This is a genomic window from Burkholderia vietnamiensis LMG 10929 (assembly GCF_000959445.1).
Lineage (GTDB): Bacteria > Pseudomonadota > Gammaproteobacteria > Burkholderiales > Burkholderiaceae > Burkholderia > Burkholderia vietnamiensis.
Window position 1 is genome coordinate 1098472 of record NZ_CP009631.1, and the last position, 20369, is coordinate 1118840.

Below are 20369 nucleotides of genomic sequence, written 5' to 3' on the forward strand. Positions count from 1 at the left end.
ATGCGCGTGCGCATTCTCGTTCGCGCGCCCTAAGCGCTGCCCGTCCTTTCCTGCGCGCGCGCGGCGGGGAGCGCACTCGCCGCGTGCCGCGCGTCCAGTTCGTCGCAGCGCCGCCGGTATTCGGCGACTTCCTGCAGCAGCCACGCCCTGAACGCCTGCACGCGCGGCGTGGCGATCAGCGGCGGCGGACACACGAAAAAGTAGTGCCACGGGCTCGGCCCGGCGATGTCGAACAGCCGCACCAGCCGCCCGGCGAGCAGATCGTCCACCGCGAGCGAACGGCGCACCAGCGCGATGCCCTGGCCCTCGATCGCGGCCAGCAGCAGGTTCGACGAATCCTGATACAGAATTCCCCGCTTCGGCTCGGTCAGCGTATCGAGCCCGGCCGCGTTGAACCACGGCCGCCACAGCTCGTCGTCCGAGCGCAGCAGCCGGTAGTGCGCGAGATCGGCGGGCGTCTGCGGCAGCTTGCCGCCGTTCAGCGTCGGCGAGCATGCGGGAAAAAACACCTCTTCGAACAGCGGCTCGACATGCAACCCCGGATAGTTGCCGGAGCCGAAGCGGATCGCGAGATCGACGTCGTCGCGCGCGAAATCGGTCAGCGAGTTGGTCGACTGCAGCTCGACGTCGATTTCCGGATGCCGCTCGATGAACGTGCCGATGCGCGGCGTGATGAAGCGCGCGGCGAACGACGACAGCATCGACACCACCAGCCGCCGTCCGCGGTCGCTCGCGCGCACGTCGCGGGTCGCGTCGGCGATCACCATCAGCGCGGCGCGCACCTGCTGCGCATAGCGCATCCCGGCGTCGGTCAGGCACAGCCGCTTGCCGTTGCGCGTGAACAACTGCACGCCGAGCTCGTCCTCGAGCGCGCGCACCTGGTGGCTGACCGCGCCGTGCGTGACGTACAGCTCGTCGGCGGCGCGGGAGAAATTCTCGTGACGGGCGGCGGCTTCGAACGCGCGGATCGCGTTCAGCGCGGGCAGCTGGCGGAGGTCCATTTGCTAATTTTCCTCACATCGACGTGAAAATTGGTCGTTTGGTCGGGCGCCCCTGGATGACTACGATTGTAGCCATCGAAGCATTTATTGGCGGAGACGATCATGCAAGAAATTTCCTCAAGCATCACGTTCGAAATCCCCGCGGGCGAAACCGTGCCGATGAAGGTGCAACGCAGCACGCGCCTGACGGTGCAGCGCGGGCCGTTGTGGGCGACGCGCAGCAACGACGTCGAAGACTACTTCCTGGTGGACGGCGAGACGCTGCGGCTGCGCCGCGGCGAGCGCCTGTGGCTGAGCGCGGAAAGCGCGCAGGGCGCGTACGTCGCGTTCTCGGTGTCGCGCCCGGCGGCCGAGGTCGCGCGCGGTGCGCTCGCGCGGCTGCGCGAGCGCGTGAGCGCGTTGCTCCACGACGGCTGGCGCACCGTCTGACGCGGCTTTCGTCGGACGGATGCGTGCGATCCGTCCCCTTCCGCTGCCGGCGGGACCGGTGGGTTTTCGGTAAACTACCGTCCATGTCCGTCTCGCCGGTTGCCATCGTGTCCACGCCCGTCGCTGTTTCCGCATCGCCCGCCGGCTCGCCGGCTCAGCACGACGCGCCGCTCACCGTGCGCTGGCGCGGCACCGAGGCATACCAGACCAGCTTCGACGCGATGCGCGCGTTCACCGATGCACGCACCGCCGAGACCCCCGACGAGATCTGGATCGTCGAGCATCCGCCCGTCTACACGCTCGGCCAGGCCGGCGACCCGGCCCATCTGCTGGTGGCCGACAGCGGCGTGCCGCTCGTGAAGGTCGACCGCGGCGGGCAAATCACCTATCACGGCCCCGGCCAGATCGTCGCCTACCTGCTGCTCGACTTGCGCCGGCGCAAGCTGATGGTCCGCACGCTGGTGACGCGGATCGAAGAGGCCGTGATCGAAACCCTCGCGGCGTATAATCTCGCTTCGGTCCGCAAGGCGGGCGCGCCCGGCATCTACGTGGCATCCGGCGTGCACGAGGGCGCGAAGATCGCGGCCCTCGGCCTGAAGATCCGCAACGGCTGCAGCTATCACGGGCTGAGCCTGAACGTGAAGATGGATCTGCGCCCGTTTCTCGCGATCAACCCGTGCGGCTATGCCGGACTGGAAACCGTCGACATGGCGAGCCTCGAGGTTGCCGCCGACTGGAACGACGTCGCCCGCACGCTGGTCGGGCGCCTGATCGCCAACCTCGACGGCGCATCCGCGGCCGCCGACAAGCCGCACGCACTGGAACATTCGAATGACTGACGTTACCGCTTCCCCCGCCCCGGCCGATCCGGCCGCGACCCCTGCCTACGATCCCACCGCCAAGCAGAAGGCGCAGGCGAAGACGGCGCGCATCCCGATCAAGGTCATTCCGATCGAGAAGCTGAAGAAGCCCGAGTGGATCCGCGTGAAGGCGGCCACCGGCAGCTCGCGCTTCAACGAGATCAAGACGATCCTGCGCGAGCACAACCTGCATACCGTGTGCGAGGAAGCGAGCTGCCCGAACATCGGCGAATGCTTCGGCAAGGGCACCGCGACGTTCATGATCATGGGCGACAAGTGCACGCGCCGCTGCCCGTTCTGCGACGTCGGCCACGGCCGTCCCGATCCGCTCGACGCTGATGAGCCGAAGAACCTCGCCCGCACGATCGCCGCGCTCAAGCTCAAGTACGTGGTGATCACGAGCGTCGACCGCGACGACCTGCGCGACGGCGGCGCCGCCCACTTCGTCGAGTGCATCCGCGAAACGCGAGCGCAGTCGCCGGACACGCGCATCGAGATCCTGACGCCGGACTTCCGCGGCCGTCTCGATCGCGCGATCTCGATCCTGAACGCCGCACCGCCCGACGTGATGAACCACAACCTCGAAACGGTGCCGCGCCTGTACAAGGAAGCGCGCCCGGGCTCGGACTACGCGCATTCGCTGAAGCTGCTGAAGGACTTCAAGGCGCTGCATCCGGACGTCGCGACCAAGTCGGGCCTGATGGTCGGCCTCGGCGAGACCGAAGAGGAAATCCTGCAGGTGATGCGCGACCTGCGCGCGCACGACGTCGACATGCTGACGATCGGCCAGTATCTGCAGCCGTCGGAGCACCATCTGCCGGTGCGTGCATACGTGCACCCGGATACCTTCAAGATGTACGAGGAAGAAGCGTACAAGATGGGCTTCACGCACGCGGCCGTCGGCGCGATGGTGCGCTCGAGCTATCACGCCGATCTGCAGGCGCATGGGGCCGGCGTGGTCTGAGCGTCGCGTCTTCGCATCATGCGGGCGCCGCAGGTGTGCGCCGCCCGTCATGCAGTCAAAGCAAGCCCGCAGCGATGCGGGCTTGTTCGTTTTGGGGTGCGTTACAGGCACCGGCTGTCCGCGCACGCCGATCGTCGCCCGTGCGGATGCGCGATCCAATCGAACGTGCAAAGCAAAGCTGAAACGCCGTCGATAGCTTCGCAGGATAAGTTCGCTCCCGCCGCGCGCAAAGCTCGTAAAGTCGGCTCTCCCGCAGCAATGCCCGTATTCGAAGGAGAGCCGCATGTCCCGTTTCAGCTTCATCCGCCGCGCCGTCGTCGCGCTGACCGCCTTTGCCGCGCTCGGCGCGGCGCACGCCGAATCGCGCGAAGTCGTGATCGCGTACCAGGACATGGTCGTGCCGTGGCGCTACGCGCAGGCGAGCGGTGAAGTCGAGAAGGCGACCGGCTACAAGGTCACGTTCCGCAAGCTCGACAGCGGCGCCGACGTGATCCGCGCGCTCGCGTCGGGCTCCGTGCAGCTCGGCGAGGCCGGCTCGAGCCCGATCGCGGCCGGTCTGTCGCAAGGGCTCGACATTTCGTTGTTTTGGGTGCTCGACAACATCAACGACGCCGAGGCGCTGGTCGCGCGCAACGGCTCCGGCGTGACCAGCATCGCCGCGCTGAAGGGCCGGAAGATCGGCGTGCCGTTCGTGTCGACGTCGCACTTTCATACGCTGGTCGCGCTGCAGGCCGCCGGCGTGAACCCGAACGACGTGAAGATCGTCAACCTGCGTCCGCCGGAAGTCGCGGCCGCGTGGGCGCGCGGCGACATCGACGCGACCTACATCTGGGATCCGGTGCTCGCGAAGGTCAAGCAGTCGGGCACCGTGCTGACGACCTCGGGCCAGGTCGCGAAGCAAAGCGGCAAGGCGACCTTCGACGGCTTCGTCGTGAGCCGCAAGTTCGCGCGCGAGAACCCCGAGTTCGTCGCGCGTTTCGTGAAGGTGCTCGCCGCCGCCGATGCCGATTACCGCGCCCATGCGGCCGCGTGGAAGGTCGGCTCGCCGCAGGTCGCGGCGGTCGCGAAGGTGTCCGGCGCGAACGCGCAGGACGTGCCGGCCAGCCTCGCGCTGTACGCGTTCCCGACGCCTGCCGAGCAGGCGTCGCCGACGTGGCTCGGCGGCGGCGCGCAGTCGGGCGCCGCGAAGTCGCTCGCGGCCACCGCCGCATTCCTCAAGACACAGGGCACGATCCAGACGGTGCTGGCCGATTATTCGGTCGGCGTCGATCCGCAGTTCGTGCAGAAGGCGGCGCGCTGAGCGCCGCCGCGCCGGCGCACCCTCGCGGAGGCTTCGATCATGAGCACGCTGGAAGTTCGGCAGTTGTCGGTCGCCTATCCGGGCGAACGCGGTCGGCCGACCACGCACGCGCTTGCGCGCGTCGACCTGCAGATCGACAGCGGTGAATTCGTCGTCGCGCTCGGCGCGTCCGGATGCGGAAAGACGACGCTGCTGAACTGCATGGCCGGTTTCGTCGCGCCCACGACGGGCGAGGTGCGCGTCGACGGCGTGCCGGTCCGCGGCCCCGGCGCCGATCGCGGCGTCGTGTTCCAGAAATATGCGCTGCTGCCGTGGCTCGACGTGCTCGGGAACGTCGCGCTCGGGCTGCGCTTCGCGCGCATGCCGAAGGCCGAGCGCGAAGCGCGCGCGCGCGAGATGCTCGCGCTCGTCGGCCTCGAGCGCCATGCGCATGCGCGCGTCTACGAGCTGTCGGGCGGCATGCAGCAGCGCGTCGGCATCGCGCGGGCGCTCGCGAGCGAGCCGCGCGTGCTGCTGATGGACGAGCCGATGGGCGCGCTCGACGCGATGACGCGCGGCACGATGCAGGCGCTCGTGCTCGACGTGTGGGCGCGCACCGGCAAGACGGTGTTCTTCATCACGCACGACGTCGAGGAGGCGCTGTTCCTCGCGACGCGCCTCGTCGTGATGACGCCCGGCCCCGGCCGCATCGCGCAGACCTTCGAGCTGCCGTTCGCGCGACGTTACGTCGCGTCGCGCGATGCGCGCGCGGTGAAGTCGTCGCAGGAATTCATCGCATGGCGCGAGCGGCTGATCGCCTATCTGCACCGCGACGACGCCGTCGCGCCGGCCGCGTGATGCAGGAGCTCGCGCGGCACGGCGCGTCCGTCGGGCGCGTGCGCATCGCCACATTGGACAGGCAGGACGACATGAGTATGCAGGATTCGTGGGCGGCCGATCGAGCGGCCGATCGAGCGGCCGCCGACTTCGACGGGAACCGGCCGGCGCCGCAGCGGCGCGTGCGCGCGTCGCATCGCTACCGGCTGCCGGGGCAAGGCAACACGTCGGCGCTGAGCGCTGCGACGCTCGCTGCGCTGGCCGCACTGTGGTGGATCGCGACGCATCGGCAATGGCTGCCGCCGCTGTTCCTGCCGGCGCCGGAGGCGGTGTGGCGCGCGTTCGTCGACGCGGCGCACGGCCGCATCCAGGGCGGGCTGCCGTTGTCCGAGCATCTGATGTGGAGCGCCGCGCGCGTGTTCGGCGCGTTCGCGTTCGCGACGGCGATCGGCGTGCCGGCCGGCATCCTGATGGGCGTGAGCCGGATCGCGCGCGGCGTGCTGGATCCACTGCTGGAGTTCTACCGGCCGCTGCCGCCGCTGGCTTATCTGCCGCTCGTCGTGATCTGGTTCGGCATCGACGAGACGGCGAAGCTCGTCGTGATCTTCCTCGCCTGCTTCGCGCCGATCGCGATGGCCGCCCGTGCGGGCGTGCGCGCCGCGACGGTCGAGCAGATCAACGCCGCGTATTCGCTCGGCGGCAACTTTGCGCAGATCGTGCGCCACGTCGTGCTGCCCGCCGCGCTGCCGGAGATCCTCACCGGGCTGCGCATCGCGATCGGCTTCGGCTGGACGACGCTCGTCGCCGCCGAGATGGTCGCCGCGACGGCCGGGCTCGGGCAGATGGTGCTCAACGCGTCGAGCTTTCTGCGCACCGATATCGTCGTGATGGGCATCCTGATCATCGGCGCGATCGCGTGGCTGTTCGATCTCGCGATGCGGTGGGTGGAGCGGCGTGCGGTGCCGTGGAAGGGGCGCGGGTGAGGCGTCGCACGGCCGTGCCGGAGCCGCCTTCGCGAGCATGATGAGCGGGCGGGGCGGGTTGCCCGCCGCCGCCTGCTGTCATACGATGCCGACATGATGAAATCCCTCACGCCAGCCGAACTCGACGAACTCGGCACATTCCTGATCTCCGATGTCGCGTCGGAAGAAACGCTGACGCTCGCCGGGCTCGACGGCTACTTGACCGCGATCGCGGCCGGCCCTGTCACGCTGCTGCCGAGCCAATGGCTGGGCGGCATATGGGGGCCGACGGACGACGACGCACCGAATTTCGAGACGATGGAGCAGGCGCAGCGCGTGCTGGGTCTGCTGATGCGACATTACAACGGCATTATCGGCAGCCTGGAGCGCAATCCCGACGCGTTTCGGCCGGTGTTCGACACGGTCGTCTATGCCGACGACGCGCGTGAATATCGCGATGCCGAGGCCTGGGCATTCGGCTTCATGCAGGCGATCGCTCTGTCCCGGGAATACTGGCAGCCGCTCTTCGACGATCCGCAAGGCCAGGCATGGATGCGGCCGCTTCGCCTGCTCGGCGGGGACGAAGGGGCCGCCGACGAAGTTGCGCCCGCCGACGCGCAGCTGATGCTCGATCCGTCCGGGCGGGAAACTCTGGCCGACCGGATTCCCGCGGCCGTCGCCGGCATCTATCGTTACTGGTTGCCGTATCGCCGCGCCGTGCACGAGCGGCGCGTTGCCGCGACAGCGCAGCGTTCGGAACCGAAAATCGGGCGCAACGATCCCTGTCCGTGCGGCAGCGGCAAGAAGTTCAAGAAATGCTGCGGCGCGGCCGCCACGCTGCACTAAGCGCGCGCCTTACTTCACGCATCCACGCAGCCGACGGCAGGCGCTGACCGGCGTCAGCCGTCATTCCCCCAGCGCGACGCCTTCGCGCCGCGGGTCGGCGCCGCCGAACCACACCGTCTGCCCTTGCACGTTCAGCCGCTGGATGCCCTGCAGCCCCGAGTTCATCTCGACGACGCGCACGTCGTGGCCGCGCCCTTTCAGCCCGTCGACGAGCGCCTCCGACACGCGGCCGCGCTCCAGTTGCGTCGGCCCGTTCATCGACCCGAAGTTCGGCAGCGCGATCGCCTGCTGCATCGTCATTCCCCAGTCCATCACGCCGATCAGCGTCTTCGCGACGTGATTGATGATCGCGGGGCCGCCGGCCGAACCGACGATCATCGTCACCTGCCTGGTCTTCCGGTCGAACACGAGCTCCGGCGACATCGCCGAGCGCGGCCGCTTGCCCGGCTGCACGCGGTTCGCGACCGGGCGCCCGTGCTCGCTCGGCACGAACGAGAAGTCGGTCAGCTGGTTGTTCAGCATGAAGCCGCGCACCATCAGCCGCGAACCGAACGCATCTTCGACGCTGGTCGTCATCGACAGCGCGTGGCCGTAGCGGTCGATGATCGCGATGTCGGACGTGGACGGCAGTTCGGCGCTTCGATCGTCGGCGAGCGCGAGCGTCGCGCCCTGCGGCGTGCCGGGCTGCGCGACGCCCATGCTGGTCTCGCCGACCAGCCGCGCGCGCTGCGCGAGATACGCCTTGTCGGTGAGGCTCGCCCAGCTGCCGCCCGGCAGCGGCGCGAAATCGGGATCGGCGACGTAGCGCGCGCGATCCGCGTACGCGAGGCGCCCGGCTTCGCTGAACAGATGCGCGGCGAACGGCGTCGGCTCGTAGCCGACGTCGTTGCGAACCGGCTTCTGCGCGCCGATCTGCTGCCAGTCGGGCATTGCTTCCAGGATGCCCAGCATCTGCGCGATCGCGAGGCCGCCCGACGACGGCGGCGGCATCCCGCACACCACCGAGCGCCGGTAGTCGGTACACAGCGGCGCACGCACCTTCGCCTTGTAGCGCGCGAGATCCTGCAGCGTCAGCAGGCCGGGGTTGGTCGGATGCCGGCGCACCTTCGCGACGATGTCGCGCGCGATCGGCCCGGTGTAGAGCGCGTTCGCGCCGCGCTCGGCGATCTGGCGCAGCACGGCCGCGAGCGCCGGGTTCTTCAGCACGGTGCCGGCCGCCTTCGGCGTGCCGTCCGGGTTGTAGAAGTACGCGCGAGCGGTCGGGTCGTTCATCAGGTACTTGTCGTTCGCGATCAGCATCGCGAGGCGCGGGCTGATCGTGAAGCCGCGCTCCGCGAGCCGGATCGCGGGCTGGAACAGCCGCCGCCACGGCAGCTTGCCGTGCGCGCGGTGCGCGGCGTCGAGCATCCGCAGCACGCCCGGCGTGCCGACCGAGCGCCCGCCGACGACACCGTCGTAGAAGCTCAGCGGCTGGCCCGTCGGGCCGTAGAACAGCCGCTCGGTCGCGGCGGCCGGCGCGGTCTCGCGGCCGTCGTACGCCTGCGTCGCGTTGCCGTCGAAGTACAGCATGAACGCGCCGCCGCCGAGCCCGGACGACTGCGGCTCGACGAGCCCGAGCACCATCTGCGTCGCGATCGCCGCGTCGATCGCGGTGCCGCCGGCCTTCAGCATGTCGTAGCCGGCTTGCGCCGCGAGCGGGTTCGCGGCCGCGATCATGAAGTGCTGCGCGGTCCAGCCCGGCTTGTCGGTCCAGCCGGACGACGGCTCGGGTGCCTGGACGCCCGGCAGCGGCACCGCGCCGCCCGACGCCGCGGCGACCGGGACGACCGCGCCCGACGATGCGGACGGCGACGTGCAGCCGGCGCTGAACGCGACCAGCGCGACGAAGGCGAGGCCCGCGAGCGCGGCAACGGGCGTCCGGGGACGCGAAGGCGGACGAATCGGGGCGGACATTGAACCCTCGGCAACGTTGAATTCGAAGGACGTGTGGGTGTGGGGGCATGCACGCGGGGCACGGCGCACGGCGCACGGCACACGGCACACGGCACACGGCACACGGCACACGGCACGCGCGCTGCAATGCGCCGCACGGCGCACACAGCACACACGCGAAACGCATCCAGCATGCCAAGCGCATGCGACATCCGACACGCGCGCGCCCATCCCACACCGAACGGCGCGCTATTTTCGCCGCGCGCCCGGCCGCTTGTCATCAGACAGGAAACCCTGACGAATCGCGCCGGGCCCGCGCCGGCCGGCCTTGCCGGCCTGTTCGAGGATGAACTCTATGAAGGTCGCGGTCGCGCGCGTGTGGTGGCGGTTCGGCATGTACAGCATGTACATGTGCGTGCCGAAGATGCTCAAGCGGTACGCGTCGAGCGACGTGACTACCGCGCCGCGCCGCAGGTCGTCCTGCACCACGTAGTCGGGCACGATGCCGACGCCGATCCCCGCGAGGATCGCCTGGCGCAGGAACAGGAAGTTCTCGGAGATCAGCGTAGGTTCGAGCAGCACCTCGTGGCGCTCGTCGCCGAGATACGCGGCGATCCGCAGTTGCCGCCCGAGCACCGTCGCGGTGACGACCGGCGCGGCGCTCAGCGCGTCGAGGCTCGCCGGCATCCCGTGCGCAGCGGCGAACGCGGGCGATGCGCAGGCGACGTAGCGCACGGCGCCCATGTCGCGCGCGACGAGGTTCTGCGGCGGCTCGGACATCACGCGGATCGCGATGTCGACCTCGTCGCGCATCAGATCCTCGACGCGATTCTCGAACACCACGTCCAGCACGATGCCGGGATGCAGCCGCTTGAACGCGAGCAGCCAGTCGGACATCACCATCTGCCCATAGCCGCTCGGCACCGACAGCCGCACGCGGCCCTGCAGGTCCTGGCCGAGCGTCGTCACCGATTCCTGCGCGGCCAGCAACTCGTTGCGGATGCGCCGGCCGTGCTCGTACAGCTTCAAGCCGATCTCGGTCGGCTCGATGCGGCGCGTCGTGCGGCGCACGAGCTGCTGGCCGATCGAGCGTTCGAGCTGGTTCAGCCGGTAGCTGACGTTCGCGCGGCTCATCTTGAGCCGCTGCGCGGCCTTGCTCAGATTGCCCGCATCGAGGATCTCGACGAGCAGCGTCAGCGCATTCAGGTCCATCCGCGAGGTCTCCCGGTCCGTCCCGTGCGACGGTTCGAACGCATTCAATGTCAAGTCGGACTTGACAGCTTGTAAAGGCATGAGGGAATTGTCAATGAATCTCGATCAATCGAGAATCCAGTGATGCCCGGCCGTCGCAGCGGATCGCTTGCGCTGCGCGGCATGAACGGCATGCACGCGATGCCCGTCGCGCGAACCTGCGCCGCCGTCCGGCCCGGGGAAACGTTCCGGCACACCGCGCGCACCGAACCGGAGACACGATGAATTCAACCGCTTCCCCCGCACCGGCCCGCGCCGGTTGCGTCACGCACGAGCGCCGCGACGCGCTGCTCGTCGTCACGATCGACCATCCGCCCGTCAACGCGCTGTCCGCCGACGTGCGGCGCGGCCTGGCCGATGCGCTCGACGCCGCGCAGGCCGATCACGCAGTCCGCGCGGTGCTGATCGTCGGCGCCGGCCGCAACTTCATCGCGGGCGCCGACATCCGCGAATTCGGCAAGCCGCCCGTGCCGCCGTCGCTGCCCGACGTGTGCGAGCGGATCGAGTCGAGCGCGAAGCCGGTGGTGGTCGCGCTGCACGGCGCGACGCTTGGCGGCGGCCTCGAGGTCGCGCTCGCCGCGCATTACCGGCTCGCGTTGCCCGGCGCGAAGCTCGGGCTGCCCGAAGTCACGCTCGGCCTGCTGCCCGGCGCGGGCGGCACGCAGCGCACGCCGCGCCTGATCGGCGCGAAGGCCGCGCTCGACCTGATGCTGACCGGGCGCCACGCAAGCGCGGAAGAAGCGCGCGCGCTCGGCCTCGTCGATCGCGTCGCGCGCAGCGACGACACGCTCGCCGAAGGTCTCGCGTATGCGCAGGAGCTCGTGTCGCTCGGCGCGCCCGTGCGGCGCACGCGCGATGCGCAGGGGCTCGCCGAGCGCACGGCCGCGCAGGCGGCGCTCGATGCCGCGCGCGCCGAGCTGCCGAAGAAGTCCCGCGGGCTGTTCTCGCCGGCGAAGATCGTCGACGCGGTCGAGGCCGCGCTCACGCTGTCGTTCGACGCGGGAATGAAGCTCGAGCGCAGCCTGTTCCTGCAATGCCTCGACAGCCCGCAGCGCGCGGGCCTCGTGCATGCGTTCTTCGCGGAACGCGAGGCCGCGAAGGCGCCCGAGGCGCGCCGCGCGAGCGCGCGTGCCGTCGAGCGGGTCGGCGTGGTCGGCGGCGGCACGATGGGCGCCGGGATCGCGGTCGCGGCGCTCGACGCGGGCCTGCCGGTGACGATGATCGAACGCGACGACGCGTCGCTCGCACGCGGGCGCGCGCACGTCGAAAAGGTGTACGACGCGCTCGTCGCGAAGGGCCGCATGACGCCGGACGCACGCGCGGCGCGCGTCGCGCGCTTCGACGGCAGCACGCGTTACGACGCGCTCGCGCAGGCCGACGTCGTGATCGAGGCCGTGTTCGAGGACATGGCCGTGAAGCAGGCGGTGTTCGCCGAGCTTGCGCGCGTGTGCAAGCCCGGCGCGGTGCTCGCGACCAACACGTCGTATCTCGACATCGACGCGCTCGCCGCCGGCATCGACCGGCCGGCCGACGTGATCGGCCTGCATTTCTTCTCGCCGGCCAACGTGATGAAGCTGCTCGAGATCGTCGTGCCGAAGCGCGTCAGCGCGGAGGTCGTCGCGACCGCGTTCGCGCTGGCGAAGCAACTGAAGAAGACGCCGGTGCGCGCCGGCGTGTGCGACGGCTTCATCGGCAACCGGATCCTCGCCGTCTATCGGACCGCGGCCGACTACCTGATGGAGGACGGCGCGTCGCCGTACCAGATCGATCGCGCGGTGCGCGGTTTCGGCTTCCCGATGGGGCCGTTCCAGGTCGTCGATCTCGCGGGCGGCGACATCGGCTGGGCCACGCGCAAGCGCCGCGCGGCGACGCGCGATCCGCGCGCGCGCTACGTGGAGATCTCCGACCGGCTGTGCGAGCGCGGCTGGTTCGGCCAGAAGAGCGGCCGTGGCTATTACCTGTATCCGGACGGCGCGCGCGTCGGCACGCCGGACCCGGAGGTCGACGCGATCGTCGCCGCCGAGCGCGCGAAGAAGGGCATCGTGCCGCGCAGCTTCAGCGACGACGAGATCCTGCGCCGCTACCTCGCCGCGATGATCAACGAAGGCGCGAACGTCGTGCACGAGCGGATCGCGCTGCGCCCGCTCGACGTCGATGCGGTGTTCCTGTACGGCTACGGCTTTCCGCGCCATCGCGGCGGCCCGATGCACTACGCGGACACGGTCGGCCTCGCGAACGTGCTCGCCGACATCCGCGCGTTCGCGAACGAGGATCCGCTGTTCTGGAGGCCGTCGCCGCTGCTCGTCGAGCTGGTCGAGCGCGGCGCGGATTTCGCGAGCCTGAACCGCATCGACTGAACGCCCACCGCATCTGCCACGGACCGAACATGGACCTCAATTTCACTCCCGAAGAGGAAACCTTCCGCACGCAAGTGCAGCGCTTCCTGCAAGCCGAGCTGCCGGCGCGCCTCGCGCGCAAGGTGAAGGGCGGCCTGCACCTGACGCGCGACGACATGCGCGAATGGCACGCGATACTGAACGCACGCGGCTGGCTGGCGAGCCACTGGCCGCGCGAATACGGCGGCCCCGGCTGGAGCGTCGCGCAGAAGTTCCTGTTCGACAACGAATGCGCGCTCGCCGGCGCGCCGCGCATCGTGCCGTTCGGCGTGAACATGCTCGGCCCGGTGCTCATCAAGTACGGCAGCGAGGCGCAGAAGCGCCACTGGCTGCCGCGCATTCTCGACGGCACCGACTGGTGGTGCCAGGGCTATTCGGAGCCGGGCGCCGGATCCGACCTCGCGTCGGTGAAGACGAGCGCGGTGCGCGACGGCGCGCACTACGTCGTGAACGGCCAGAAGACCTGGACCACGCTCGGCCACTACGCGAACATGATCTTCTGCCTGGTGCGCACCGCGACCGACGTGCGCAAGCAGGAAGGCATCAGCTTCCTGCTGATCGACATGAACGCGCCGGGCGTCGACGTGCGTCCGATCATCACGCTCGACGGCGAGCACGAGGTGAACGAGGTGTTCTTCACCGACGTGCGCGTGCCGGTGGAAAACCGCGTCGGTGAAGAGAACCGCGGCTGGACCTACGCGAAATACCTGCTCACCTACGAACGAACCAACATTGCCGGCGTCGGCTTTTCGACGGCCGCGCTCGAGCGGCTGCGCAGCGTCGCCGCAAAGCTGACGAAGAATGGCCGGCCGCTCGCCGACGATCCGCTCTTCGCGGCGCGCGTCGCGCGCGTCGAGATCGAGCTCGAGAACATGCGGACGACCAACCTGCGCGTGCTCGCGGCGGTCGCGGGCGGCGGCGTGCCGGGCGCGGAAAGCTCGATGCTGAAGATCCGCGGCACGCAGATCCGCCAGGAGATCACCGCGCTGATGCGCCGCGCGATGGGGCCGTACGCGCAGCCGTTCGTCGAGGAGGCGCTCGACGCCGAGCACGACGGCGCGGCCGTCGGTCCTGACGAAGCGGCGAGCGCCGCGCAGCAGTACTTCAACAATCGCAAGCTGTCGATCTTCGGCGGCTCGAACGAGATCCAGAAGAACATCATCGCGAAGATGATGCTCGGGCTGTAACGAGGAACGCGACGATGGATTTTCAGCACACGGAAGACCGGCGGATGCTGGCGGACACGTTGAACCGCTTCATCGCCGAACAGTATGCGTTCCCGGTGCGCGACCGCATCGCGCGGTCGCCGCAAGGGTGCGACCGCGCGATGTGGCGGCGCTTCGCCGAACTGGGCGCGGTCGGCGCGCTGTTTCCGGAGGCGGACGGCGGCTTCGGCGGCGCGGGTTTCGATATCGCGGTGGTGTTCGAATGCCTCGGCCGCGGGCTCGTCGTCGAGCCGTTTCTCGGCGCGCTGCTCGCGGGCCGCGCGCTGCTGCTGGGCGGTGGCGGCGGCGGCGCGCAGCGCGAACGGCTCGCGCAGTTGATCGACGGCCGCGCGTGCGCCGCGTTCGCGCACGACGAACCGAGCTCGCACTACGAACTGACGACCGTGCGCACGCGCGCCGAGCGCAGCGGCGACGGCTGGGTGCTGACCGGTGCGAAGGGCGTCGTCGACCAGGCCGCGCAGGCGTCGTTCTTCGTCGTCAGCGCGCGCACGGCCGGCCGCGACGACGACGCGCACGGCATCGGCCTGTTCGTCGTGCCGGCCGATGCGCCTGGCGTGTCGTGGCGCGACTACCGGAAGATCGACGGCGGCCGCGCGGCCGAAGTGCGCTTCGAACGCGTCGCGCTGCGCGGCGATGCGGCGCTGGTCGACACGCACGACGCGGCCGCCGGCGACGACGGGCAGGGCGCCGCGCTGCTCGAACGCGTGCTCGGCTACGGGCTGCTCGCGCTGTCGGCCGAGGCGCTCGGCGCGATGGACGTCGCGAAGGAGGCGACGCTCGACTATCTGCGCACGCGCCGGCAGTTCGGGATGCCGATCGGCAGCTTCCAGGCGCTGCAGCACCGGATGGCCGACCTGCTGCTCGAAGTCGAGCAGGCGCGCTCGGCGGTGATCAACGCGGCCGCGCAGCTCGACGCGCCGCGCACGGTGCGCGAACGCGCGCTCGCGGCGGCCAAGTACAGCATCGGCCGGATCGGCACGCTGGTCGCGGAGGAGAGCATCCAGCTGCACGGCGGGATCGGGATGACGTGGGAGCTGCCGCTGTCGCATTACGCGAAGCGGCTGGTGATGATCGATCACCAGCTCGGCGACGAGGACCATCATCTGGCGCGCTACATCGCGCTGTCGAAACGATGACGGCACGGCGCGTGGATCGAGACGACGGGCAGCCAGGCGAAGCGCGCGCTGCCGCTCGCCGGCCTGAAGGTGCACGATCTTCCGCGCGTGCTCGCGGGCCTCGCCGCCCGGCACTGAATCGTCGGACGAAACCGGAAATCCGTCCGGATCGCCGGACGGATGTTTTCCGGAAATCCGGAATGCCGGATTTCCTCGCCTTCCGAATTATGAGAAATACAATAAAAACAATGGCTTGACGGCTTGCGGAAAGCTGGCATCGACCTTGCAATATGGAATGCACGGCCGTCCACCGGCCCGACTATTACATCAAGGAGACAATCGATGACCACTGCCTTCCACCCCCTTCGGATGTTCTGAGGCATCGCTTGTTGCGGCACGGCAGCCGCGCGGGCGAATGGCCTTATCCCCTGAGACATTCGCCTGCGCGCGTGACGCCGTTTCCACCGGCTCATCTACACCAGCAGGAACCATCGTGAAGAAGAAACCCTTCTACAAAGTGCTTTATGTGCAGGTGATCTTCGCCATCATCGTCGGCGTGATCCTCGGCCACTTCTATCCGGCGCTCGCCACCGACATGAAACCGCTCGGCGACGGCTTCATCAAGCTGATCAAGATGGTGATCGGCCCGATCATCTTCTGTACGGTCGTCACCGGCATCGCCGGCATGGAGGACATGAAGAAGGTGGGCCGCGTCGGCGGCAAGGCGCTGCTGTACTTCGAAATCGTGTCGACCTTCGCGCTGCTGCTGGGCCTCGCGGCCACGCACCTGCTGCGTCCGGGCGTCGGCTTCAACATCGATCCGGCGACGCTCGACGGCAAGGCCGTCGCGTCATACGCGGCGAAGGCGCACGGCCAGTCGACGGTCGACTTCCTGATGCACATCATCCCGAACACGATGGTCGACGCGTTCGCGCAGGGCGAAATCCTGCAGATCCTGCTGATCGCGCTGCTGTTCGGCAGCGTGCTCGCGCACCTCGGCGAGCGCGGCAAGATCGTCACCGACTTCATCGACGGGCTCACGCGCGTGCTGTTCGGCATCGTGCACATCGTCACGAAGCTGGCGCCGATCGGCGCGTTCGGCGCGATGGCGTTCACGATCGGCAAGTACGGCGTCGGCTCGCTGGTGCCGCTGCTCAAGCTGATCGGCACGTTCTACCTGACGTCGATCGTCTTCGTGCTGGTCGTGCTCGGCACGATCGCGCGCTTCACGGGCTTCTCGATCGTCCGCTTCGTGTCGTACATCAAGGAGGAACTGCTGATCGTGCTCGGCACCAGCTCGTCGGAAGCCGCGCTGCCGCAGCTGATGGAAAAGCTCGAGAAGGCCGGCTGCTCGCGCTCGGTCGTCGGCCTGGTCGTGCCGACCGGCTATTCGTTCAACCTCGACGGCACCAACATCTACATGACGATGGCCGTGCTGTTCATCGCGCAGGCCACCAACATCGAACTCACGTGGATGCAGCAGCTCACGCTGCTGGCGGTCGCGATGCTGACGTCGAAGGGCGCGAGCGGCGTCACCGGCGCGGGCTTCATCACGCTCGCCGCGACGCTCGCCGTCGTGCCGACCATCCCGCTGTCGGGCATGGTGCTGATCCTCGGCATCGACCGCTTCATGAGCGAATGCCGTGCGCTGACCAACATCGTCGGCAACGGTGTCGCGACGGTCGTCGTGTCCGCGTGGGAGAAGGAGCTCGACCGCAACAAGCTGCGCGATGCGCTGAAGGGCAACCGCGACGTCACGCCGACCGAGACGGCCGGCGTCTGACGGCGTGAGCGAGCAGGCGGTGCCGCCCGCGGGCGGCGCGCCGCGCGGCGGTGCGGGCGGTGCGGGCGGCGGGCGGGACGCCTATGACACAATAGGCGATCCGCATCGCCAGGAAGTCTCGTCCGTGAAGCGCCGCCTGTACATCCTCGTCGTGCTCGCCGCCGCACTCGCGGCGGCTTGCGCGCTGACGTGGAGCATCACGTGGCAGCGCGGCGTCGCCGAGCTGCAGCGCAACGCCGCGGTGCGGGTCAACCGCACGACCAGCGCGCTGAAGAGCACGCTCGATCGCTACGAGTCGCTGCCTTATCTACTCGGCAGCCATCCGTACGTGCAGGACCTGCTGGCCGAGCCGCAGCGCGCCGACCTCACCGCGCGCGCCAACCGCTATCTCGAAGATCTCAACGAACACGCGCACGCGACCGTCACCTACGTGGTCGGCGCGGACGGCCTGTGCGTCGCAGCCAGCAACTGGCGCGCGCCCGACAGCTTCGTCGGCATCGAATATCGCTTCCGGCCGTATTTCATCGACGCGATGAACGGCCGGGTCGGCCGCTTCTTCGGCATCGGCACGATCTCGCGCGATCCCGGCTACTACATCTCGCAACCGGTGTGGCGCGACGGCAGGATCGCCGGCGTCGTCGTCGTGAAGCTCAACCTCGAATGGTTCCAGGGCGCCGACGCCTCCGAGCCGCTGGTGGTCGCCGACGATCACGGCGTCGTGTTCCTGTCGTCCGTGCCCGCGTGGAAATATCACACGCTGCATCCGTTGACCGAGCCGGTCGCCGCGTCGATCTACGAGACGCGCCAGTACGCGCAGCAGCCCGTCACGCCGCTGCCGCTGCGCGTCGAGCAAGTGCTGGGCGCCGACGCGGAGATCGTCCGCGTGGGCGCCGGCCGGCGCGCGCCGCGCTTTCTCGCGAGCAAGCGCCGGATCGGTGAGCCCGACTGGCTGCTCGTCACGCTCGCGCCGCTCGCCCCCGTCGACGCCGACGCCCGCAACGCAACGATCGTCACCGGCTTCGGCTTCGTGTCGATCGCGCTGCTGGCGTTCTACTGGCGCATGCGTCGCGCCCGCGTGCGCGAGATGATCCGAGGCCGCGCGCTGCTGCAGCAGGCGTATGCGGAGCTGAACCGGCGCGTCGAGGAGCGCACGGCCGATCTGTCGCAGGCCAACGCGCAACTGCAGAAGGAAGTCGGCGACCGGATTCGCGCGGAGCAGGAGTTGCGCGCCGCGCACGACGAGCTGATCCAGGCGAGCAAGCTGGCCGCGCTCGGCCAGATGGCGGCCGGCATCACCCATGAACTGAACCAGCCGCTCGCGGCGCTGCGCAGCTTCTCGGACAACACGCGCGTGCTGCTCGACCGCGGCGAGCAGGGCGCCGCGCGCGAGAACCTCGAGGCGATCGCCGCGCTGACCGAGCGGATGGGCAAGATCACCAACCAGCTGAAGCTGTTCGTCGGCCGCGCGAAGCCGCGCAACGAGCGGGCGCTCGTCGTGCGCGCGCTGCGCAGCGTGCTCGCGCTGCTCGGCGAACGGATGCGCGGCGTCGCGCTCACGCTGACGCTGCGCGATGCGACCGTGGCGCCGGCGCAGGACGCGCCGCTCGATCTCGCGGGCGACTATCCGGAGCTGGTCGCGCGCTGCGAGGATCTGCGCCTCGAACAGGTGCTGATCAATCTGCTCGGCAACGCGCTCGACGCGGTCGGCGGGGCCGCTGCGGCGGCGGTCGTTGCCGCGCCGGCGATCGACGTGACGATCGTCGTGTCGGCCGCGACGCTGTCGATCGAGGTGCGCGACAACGGCCCCGGCATTGCGCCGGACCTGCTGCCGCGCCTGTTCGAACCGTTCTTCACGACCAAGGAGATGGGGCGCGGGCTCGGGCTCGGCCTCGCGATCTCGTCGTCGATCGCGAGCGACGCGGGCGGCGCGCTGACCGCGCGCAACGCGCCGGACGGCGGCGCGCTGTTCGTCTTGACGCTGCGGCGCGCGCGCACGCATCATCCGGACGCGGCGTCCGAGCCGATCGGCTCGCGCTAGGCCGCACCACCGGCATCAACGAGAGCCGCGCACGGGTCGCGCGGCGTGTCAGGAGCGAGTGACCAAGATGGCCAACCGGCTGCAAGTGATCTATATCGAAGACGATGCGCTCGTGCGCCGGGCGAGCGTGCAGAGCCTGCAGCTCGCCGGGTTCGACGTCGCCGGGTTCGAGTCGGCCGAGGCGGCCGACAAGGCGCTCGTCGCGGAGAACGCCGGCGTGATCGTCAGCGATATCCGGCTGCCCGGCGCGAGCGGGCTCGACCTGCTCGCGCAGTGCCGCGAGCGCGTCCCGGACGTGCCGGTGATCCTCGTCACCGGCCACGGCGACATCTCGATGGCCGTGCAGGCGATGCGCGACGGCGCCTACGATTTCATCGAAAAGCCCTTCGCGGCCGAGCGGCTGATCGAGACGGTGCGGCGCGCGCTCGAGCGGCGCGAGCTGGTGCTCGAGAACCATGCGCTGCGGCGCGAGCTGGCCGGCCAGAACATCGTCGCGCCGCGCATCATCGGCCGCAGCCCGGCGATCGAACAGGTGCGCAAGCTGATCGCGAACGTCGCGCCGACCGATGCGTCGGTGCTGATCAACGGCGACACGGGCGCCGGCAAGGAGCTGATCGCGCGCAGCCTGCACGAGCTGTCGCCGCGCCGCGACAAGCCGTTCATCGCGGTGAACTGCGGCGCGCTGCCCGAGCCGATGTTCGAGTCGGAGATGTTCGGCTACGAGTCGGGGGCGTTCACCGGCGCCGCGAAGCGCCGCGTCGGCAAGCTCGAATACGCGTCCGGCGGCACGCTGTTTCTCGACGAGATCGAGAGCATGCCGCTCGCGCTGCAGGTGAAGCTGCTGCGCGTGCTGCAGGACGGCGTGCTCGAGCGGCTCGGCTCGAACCAGCCGATCCGCGTGAACTGCCGCGTCGTCGCGGCCGCGAAGGGCGACATGAGCGAACTCGTCGCGGCCGGCACGTTCCGGCGCGACCTGCTGTACCGGCTCAACGTCGTGACGATCGCGCTGCCGCCGCTCGCCGAGCGCCGCGAGGACATCGTGCCGCTGTTCGAGCACTTCATGCTCGACGCGGCCGTGCGCTACGGGCGGCCGGCGCCCGTGCTGACCGACCGCCAGCGCGCGAGCCTGATGCAGCGCGACTGGCCCGGCAACGTGCGCGAGCTGCGCAACGCGGCCGACCGCTTCGTGCTCGGCGTCGCCGACATGCCCGAGCAATCGGGCGCGAGCGACGACGACGCGGAGCACGACCAGACGCTGAAGGAGCGCGTCGAGCAGTTCGAGCGCGCGGTGATCGCGCAGGCGCTGAACCAGACGGGCGGGGCGGTCGCGGCGACGGCCGACCGGCTGCATGTCGGCAAGGCGACGCTGTACGAGAAGATGAAGCGCTACGGGCTGTCGGCGAAGGGCGACACCGACCGCTGAAAATGAAAGCGGACCGCGGAACCGGGC

16 protein-coding genes are annotated in these 20369 nt (G+C 69.5%); 13 read left to right on the top strand and 3 right to left on the bottom strand.

Annotated features, from left to right (window positions below; translation table 11 throughout):
• Nucleotides 1–29 precede the first annotated feature (29 nt).
• The gene (locus AK36_RS14995) at nt 30–1001 is read right to left on the bottom strand and encodes a transcriptional regulator GcvA (RefSeq protein WP_011886140.1); all 972 of its coding nucleotides are present in this window, start codon (nt 999–1001) and stop codon (nt 30–32) included.
• A 102-nt stretch (nt 1002–1103) separates the two neighbouring features.
• On the opposite strand from AK36_RS14995, the gene AK36_RS15000 reads away from it, so the two are divergent.
• The 7 genes from AK36_RS15000 (at nt 1104) to AK36_RS15030 (ending at nt 7178) form a co-directional block, all read left to right on the top strand.
• Nucleotides 1104–1430 (top strand): DUF2917 domain-containing protein, encoded by a 327-nt coding sequence (locus tag AK36_RS15000; protein ID WP_011886139.1) that lies wholly within the window; start codon nt 1104–1106, stop codon nt 1428–1430.
• A gap of 83 nt (nt 1431–1513) precedes the next feature.
• Nucleotides 1514–2269 carry a lipoyl(octanoyl) transferase LipB gene (gene lipB, locus AK36_RS15005; RefSeq protein ID WP_034192532.1) on the top strand — a complete coding sequence of 252 codons (756 nt, stop codon included), beginning with the start codon at nt 1514–1516 and terminating at the stop codon, nt 2267–2269.
• Nucleotides 2262–3254, top strand: a complete 993-nt coding sequence (gene lipA / locus AK36_RS15010; protein WP_011886137.1) for a lipoyl synthase — start codon at nt 2262–2264, stop codon at nt 3252–3254. Before lipB ends, lipA begins: the two co-directional genes overlap by 8 nt.
• A gap of 283 nt (nt 3255–3537) precedes the next feature.
• Nucleotides 3538–4554, top strand: a complete 1017-nt coding sequence (gene tauA, locus AK36_RS15015; protein WP_011886136.1) for a taurine ABC transporter substrate-binding protein — start codon at nt 3538–3540, stop codon at nt 4552–4554.
• Between the two features lie 39 nt (nt 4555–4593).
• A complete protein-coding gene (locus AK36_RS15020; protein WP_045578748.1) occupies nt 4594–5391 on the top strand; it encodes a taurine ABC transporter ATP-binding protein in 798 nt (265 codons plus the stop codon).
• The gene (locus AK36_RS15025; RefSeq protein ID WP_045578749.1) at nt 5391–6353 is read left to right on the top strand and encodes an ABC transporter permease subunit; all 963 of its coding nucleotides are present in this window, start codon (nt 5391–5393) and stop codon (nt 6351–6353) included. The genes AK36_RS15020 and AK36_RS15025 overlap by 1 nt, the downstream gene beginning before the upstream one ends.
• Nucleotides 6354–6446: 93 nt before the next feature.
• Nucleotides 6447–7178, top strand: a complete 732-nt coding sequence (locus AK36_RS15030; protein WP_045578750.1) for a UPF0149 family protein — start codon at nt 6447–6449, stop codon at nt 7176–7178.
• 60 nt (nt 7179–7238) lie between these two features.
• On the opposite strand, the gene ggt is transcribed toward AK36_RS15030, so the two are convergent.
• On the bottom strand, nt 7239–9131 hold the full coding sequence (ggt, locus tag AK36_RS15035) for a gamma-glutamyltransferase (protein WP_045578751.1): 1893 nt from the start codon (nt 9129–9131) through the stop codon (nt 7239–7241).
• Between the two features lie 228 nt (nt 9132–9359).
• Nucleotides 9360–10322, bottom strand: coding sequence for a LysR family transcriptional regulator (locus AK36_RS15040; protein ID WP_014723717.1), 963 nt, complete (start codon nt 10320–10322; stop codon nt 9360–9362).
• A gap of 260 nt (nt 10323–10582) precedes the next feature.
• On the opposite strand from AK36_RS15040, the gene AK36_RS15045 reads away from it, so the two are divergent.
• The 6 genes from AK36_RS15045 to AK36_RS15070 all read left to right on the top strand — a co-directional run bounded on the left by AK36_RS15045 (nt 10583) and on the right by AK36_RS15070 (nt 20342).
• Nucleotides 10583–12718 carry a 3-hydroxyacyl-CoA dehydrogenase NAD-binding domain-containing protein gene (locus AK36_RS15045; protein ID WP_045578752.1) on the top strand — a complete coding sequence of 712 codons (2136 nt, stop codon included), beginning with the start codon at nt 10583–10585 and terminating at the stop codon, nt 12716–12718.
• Nucleotides 12719–12747: 29 nt separating this feature from the next.
• The gene (locus tag AK36_RS15050) at nt 12748–13944 is read left to right on the top strand and encodes an acyl-CoA dehydrogenase family protein (RefSeq protein ID WP_045578753.1); all 1197 of its coding nucleotides are present in this window, start codon (nt 12748–12750) and stop codon (nt 13942–13944) included.
• Nucleotides 13945–13958: 14 nt separating this feature from the next.
• On the top strand, nt 13959–15119 hold the full coding sequence (locus AK36_RS15055) for an acyl-CoA dehydrogenase family protein (RefSeq protein WP_045578754.1): 1161 nt from the start codon (nt 13959–13961) through the stop codon (nt 15117–15119).
• A gap of 472 nt (nt 15120–15591) precedes the next feature.
• Nucleotides 15592–16881: a dicarboxylate/amino acid:cation symporter gene (locus AK36_RS15060; protein WP_014723711.1), complete on the top strand. Its 1290-nt coding sequence runs from the start codon at nt 15592–15594 to the stop codon at nt 16879–16881.
• Between the two features lie 4 nt (nt 16882–16885).
• The gene (locus tag AK36_RS15065; RefSeq protein ID WP_014723710.1) at nt 16886–18919 is read left to right on the top strand and encodes a sensor histidine kinase; all 2034 of its coding nucleotides are present in this window, start codon (nt 16886–16888) and stop codon (nt 18917–18919) included.
• 67 nt (nt 18920–18986) lie between these two features.
• Entirely contained in the window at nt 18987–20342 is a 1356-nt protein-coding gene (locus AK36_RS15070; protein ID WP_011886125.1) for a sigma-54-dependent transcriptional regulator, read from the top strand.
• Nucleotides 20343–20369 lie beyond the last annotated feature (27 nt).

Coding starts and splice junctions, on each gene's coding strand:
- AK36_RS14995 (WP_011886140.1), bottom strand. CDS start 1,001: ATGGACCTCCGCCAGCTGCCCGCGCTGAACGCGATCCGCGCGTTCGAA.
- AK36_RS15000 (WP_011886139.1), top strand. CDS start 1,104: ATGCAAGAAATTTCCTCAAGCATCACGTTCGAAATCCCCGCGGGCGAA.
- lipB (WP_034192532.1), top strand. CDS start 1,514: ATGTCCGTCTCGCCGGTTGCCATCGTGTCCACGCCCGTCGCTGTTTCC.
- lipA (WP_011886137.1), top strand. CDS start 2,262: ATGACTGACGTTACCGCTTCCCCCGCCCCGGCCGATCCGGCCGCGACC.
- tauA (WP_011886136.1), top strand. CDS start 3,538: ATGTCCCGTTTCAGCTTCATCCGCCGCGCCGTCGTCGCGCTGACCGCC.
- AK36_RS15020 (WP_045578748.1), top strand. CDS start 4,594: ATGAGCACGCTGGAAGTTCGGCAGTTGTCGGTCGCCTATCCGGGCGAA.
- AK36_RS15025 (WP_045578749.1), top strand. CDS start 5,391: ATGCAGGAGCTCGCGCGGCACGGCGCGTCCGTCGGGCGCGTGCGCATC.
- AK36_RS15030 (WP_045578750.1), top strand. CDS start 6,447: ATGATGAAATCCCTCACGCCAGCCGAACTCGACGAACTCGGCACATTC.
- ggt (WP_045578751.1), bottom strand. CDS start 9,131: ATGTCCGCCCCGATTCGTCCGCCTTCGCGTCCCCGGACGCCCGTTGCC.
- AK36_RS15040 (WP_014723717.1), bottom strand. CDS start 10,322: ATGGACCTGAATGCGCTGACGCTGCTCGTCGAGATCCTCGATGCGGGC.
- AK36_RS15045 (WP_045578752.1), top strand. CDS start 10,583: ATGAATTCAACCGCTTCCCCCGCACCGGCCCGCGCCGGTTGCGTCACG.
- AK36_RS15050 (WP_045578753.1), top strand. CDS start 12,748: ATGGACCTCAATTTCACTCCCGAAGAGGAAACCTTCCGCACGCAAGTG.
- AK36_RS15055 (WP_045578754.1), top strand. CDS start 13,959: ATGGATTTTCAGCACACGGAAGACCGGCGGATGCTGGCGGACACGTTG.
- AK36_RS15070 (WP_011886125.1), top strand. CDS start 18,987: ATGGCCAACCGGCTGCAAGTGATCTATATCGAAGACGATGCGCTCGTG.